Origin of the sequence: Nocardia sp. SYP-A9097, assembly GCF_009649815.1 — a bacterium.
Classification (GTDB): Bacteria; Actinomycetota; Actinomycetes; order Mycobacteriales; family Mycobacteriaceae; genus Nocardia.
In genome coordinates, this window is sequence record NZ_WJIC01000069.1 from 1 (window position 1) to 3,962 (window position 3,962).

A 3,962-nucleotide genomic window follows, 5' to 3' on the forward strand; every position below is an offset into this window, starting at 1 on the left:
GCTCTGGTTCAGTCACACCCATCGCAGAGTTTTAACCATCAGTACGCCTGTTCACGATAGTGAAACAGCATCATTCATAGGAAAACCGATGATCACACCAATCGTCACCCGCGACCATCCCTCGGTGGCACGCCCCGGTCCGCTCGGTCGGCTGGCCGGGTCTGCCTTCCGCCATCGCGGTCGGGTCGTCCTGATCTGGGCCCTGGCCGCGGTCATAGTCACCGGCCTCTCGCTGGCCTACAAGGGCGATTTCTCCGCCGACTACTCGGTCCCCGGCTCGAACTCCAAACACGCCCAGCAACTGCTCTCCGAACAATTCCCAGGTCAGGCCGGTGACCTGATCAGCGTTGCGGTCCACAGCACGGATCCCGTGACCGATCCGCGGACCCGCACCGACATCACCGCGCTGTTGTCCACGCTGCGCGGCCTACCCCATGTCGCGTCCGTCGACGATCCTTTCCGGACGCCGGGCGGTATCACGGCGGACGGCCGATCGTTGGTCGCGCGGCTGCACGTCGACGTGACCAACCCGGTCGATATGCCGGTGGCCGATACCGATCGGCTGCTGTCCGCGGCCCGGGCGGCTGTGCGCCCCGGCCTCGAGATCGCGCTCGGCGGGCAGAGTATCGAGATGGCGGAGGGCAGGACCGTCAGCGCGGACGGTATCGCCCTGGTCGCGGCGCTGCTGATCCTGATGGTCACCTTCGGAACAATCGTGGCCGCCGGCCTGCCCGTGCTGGTCGCCATCGCCGGCCTGGCGGTGAGTGCGATGCTCACCGGTGTGATCGCCCACGTCATCCACGTGGCCGATTGGGCCGCCTCACTCGCGACCATGATGTTGATCGCCCTCGGAATCGACTACGTCCTGCTGATGGTCACGCGTTTCCGCGAGTGGCGCGCGGTGGGACTGGACCCGGAACGGGCGACCGTCGCCACGCTGGACACGGCCGGCCGCTCGGTGTTCGTCGCGGGCGGTTCGGTGCTGGTCAGCATGCTCGGGCTGTTCTTCACCGGTTTGTCGTTCATGCGGGGCGCCGCGGTGGTGTCGATAGTCGCGGTGCTGATCATCGTGGCCGCGGCCCTGACGCTGTTCCCGGCACTGCTCGGCTACTTCGGGCCCCGGATCGATCGGTTTCGGGTGACGTTCGGCCGTCGCCGGGCCGAGCCGGCGGCCGGCGGCCATATCGTGCCCGGCCGGGCGTGGATGCGCTGGGGCGGCGTGGTCGAGCGGCACAGTATCGTCGCCGGTCTCGCGGGAACGGCCATCCTGCTGCTGCTGGCGGCGCCTTTTCTCGGTGTGCGATTCGGTGCTCCCGACGCTGGCAACCGGCAGCAGGGCACATCGGCCCGGCAGGCGTACGACCTGCTCGCGGCCGGGTTCGGCCCGGGTTCGAATGCTCCGCTGCAGGTGGCGATCCGCGTCGACCAGGGCGACCCGGCGGCCCTGGAGCGTTTGACGAGCGGACTGCGCGGTACATCGGGTGTGGCCGCGGTGCTACCCCCGAGCCTGAGCGCATCCGGTGCGGCGGCGTTGCTGACGGTGATCCCGACCACCACACCGCAGGACAGGGCCACCGAGACCCTGGTGCACACCCTGCGCCACGACGTCATTCCCGCCGCCGGTGCGGACGCCTACGTCGGTGGCGTCACCGCGACCTCGATCGACGCGACCGCTCATGTGACGCATCGGGTTCCGCTGCTCGCGGCGAGTGTCATCGCCATCTCCACGGTGGTGTTGCTGCTGGCTTTCCGGAGTATCGCGATCCCGCTGACCGCCGCCGTCCTGAACCTGCTGTCGATCGCGGCGGCATACGGCGTGATGGCCTTCGTGCTGCGGGGCGGCTGGGCCGGCAGGTTGGTCGGAATCGACACCGCCACACCGCTTCCGGCCTTCGTCCTGGTGCTCGTATTCGCGATTCTGTTCGGGCTCTCGATGGATTACGAGGTGTTCCTCATCAGCCGGATGCGGGAGTCCTGGCTGCGTACTCGCGATAACGGCCGGGCGATCGTCGATGGTCTGGCCGGCACCGGCCGGGTGATCACCGCGGCCGCGGCGGTCATGGTCGCGGTCTTCGCGTCGTTCGTGCCGAGCCATGAGATCCCGGTGAAGGTGATGGGTGTCGGGATGGGCGCGGCGATCCTGATCGATGCGACCGTTGTGCGCATGCTGCTGGTTCCCGCGGTGATGCACCTGCTGGGCCGGGTGAACTGGTGGCTGCCGAGCGGGATCGACCGCCGGCTCCCGCACCTGCATGTCGAGGGCAGACCCGATATCCATCTGCGTTCCCGGTGACGGTACGAGCCGATGGCCATTGTCCCCCGCGGTGCGGGAGACAACAGCCATCGGCTCGTTGATGTCAGATCGATGCGATGACCGATCCTTCCGTGTTCGAGGAGAGCTGCTCCTCGGTGTCCGCGGCGGGCGCGATCATGCTCTTGTTATCACGCAGCATGAGCGCGGCCACGAGCCCGACAGCGACGAAGAACCCTGCGCCCCAATAGAAGACGACGTCGTAGCTGTGGATCGCCGCGCGCGTGGCGATCTCGGTGAGATCGGAGTGGGCCCGCGCGTACTGGGTGGCCGATCGCACCGCGATGGTGGTGAGCAGTGCGGTGCCGATCGCGCCACCGATCTGGTTACCGGCCGCGAGCAGAGCGCTGGCCACACCCAGATCCTTCTCCTCGACGCGGTGCAGGGCGGTGGCCTGCATACCCACGAACAGTGGACCCATACCGAGCGCGATCAGGAACATGGGCGGGAACAGGTTCGCCCAATAGTCCGCGCCCATGTCCAGTTGCGCGAGGTAGATCAGACCCACGGTGCCGAGCAGCGCGCCGGCCAGCATCACCGGTCGTGGACCGGATTTCGGCAGCACCCCGCTGGTGACGCCGGCCGAGATCAGGATTCCGCCCGCGAGTGGCAGCAGGGCCAGGCCGGCCTTGAGCGGGCTGTAGCCGAGCTGGATCTGGAAGTAGTAGCTCAGGAAGATGAACATGCCGAGCATTGCCGCGGGAACGAGCAGCCCGGCCAGGAATGCGCCACCACGGTTGATCTCGCCCGGAATACGCAGCGGCAGTAGTGGATTCGATACCCGGCTCTCGATCGCGACGAACGCGGCCAGCAGCACCGCACCCACCGCGAACAGCGCGATCGTGCTACCCGCGCCCCAGCCACTCTCGGCGGCCCGGCTGAATCCGTACACGATGGCGACCAGGCCCAGGGTTGCGGTGACCGCACCGGGGACGTCGTAGCCGCCCTCGCGCGGTGCCGGAATGTCCTTGGCTACCAGGACGGCGGCGGCGACGGCCGCCAGGATCGCGATCGGGGTGTTGACCAGCAGGCACCAGCGCCAGTTGGCGTATTCGGTGAGTACGCCACCGGCGATCAGGCCGATCGCCGCGCCCGCACCGGAGACCCCGGCATAGGCGCCGAAGGCTTTGGCCCGCTCGCCCGGGTCACTGAAGGTCGTCGAGACCAAGGCGAGTGCCGCTGGCGCCAGCAGCGCCGCGAAGGCGCCCTGCAACGCTCGACCGGCGAACAGCTCCCATCCGCTCTGGGCGAGTCCGGCTCCCGCGGAGGCGATGGCGAATCCCACCAGCCCCGCGATGAAGACCGTGCGCCGTCCCATGTAGTCCGCGAGCCGTCCGCCCAGCAGCAGCAGGCCGCCGAATACCAGCGTGTAGGCCGTGAACACCCATTGTTTGTCGCCGTCGCTGATGTTCAGGTCGCTCTGTGCGAACGGCAGCGAGATGGTCATGATCGAGGTGTCGAGCACCACGATCAGTTGGGCGAGCACGATCACGGCCAGCGCCCACCAGCGGCGCGGATCCTGACCACCCGCGACCTGCGGTTGTAGAAGTTCAGCATCATCGTGGATTGCCATCACGTGACTCCATCCATTTGCGCCCCTGAAGCGCCATAGTGTTGGTTACGTCACCTACAGAAACATGAAGCCTCGTAA

2 protein-coding genes are annotated in these 3,962 nt (G+C 67.5%); one reads left to right on the forward strand and one right to left on the reverse strand.

What is annotated here, in order from left to right:
- The first annotated feature begins 88 nt into the window (after positions 1-88).
- Complete coding sequence (locus GFY24_RS40735; protein WP_153810455.1) at positions 89-2,293, forward strand: MMPL family transporter; 2,205 nt, start codon at positions 89-91, stop codon at positions 2,291-2,293.
- A 64-nt stretch (positions 2,294-2,357) separates the two neighbouring features.
- Here the strand turns inward: GFY24_RS40735 and GFY24_RS40740 are convergent, their stop codons facing one another.
- A complete protein-coding gene (locus GFY24_RS40740) occupies positions 2,358-3,884 on the reverse strand; it encodes an MFS transporter (protein ID WP_153810456.1) in 1,527 nt (508 codons plus the stop codon).
- Between the last annotated feature and the right edge of the window lie 78 nt (positions 3,885-3,962).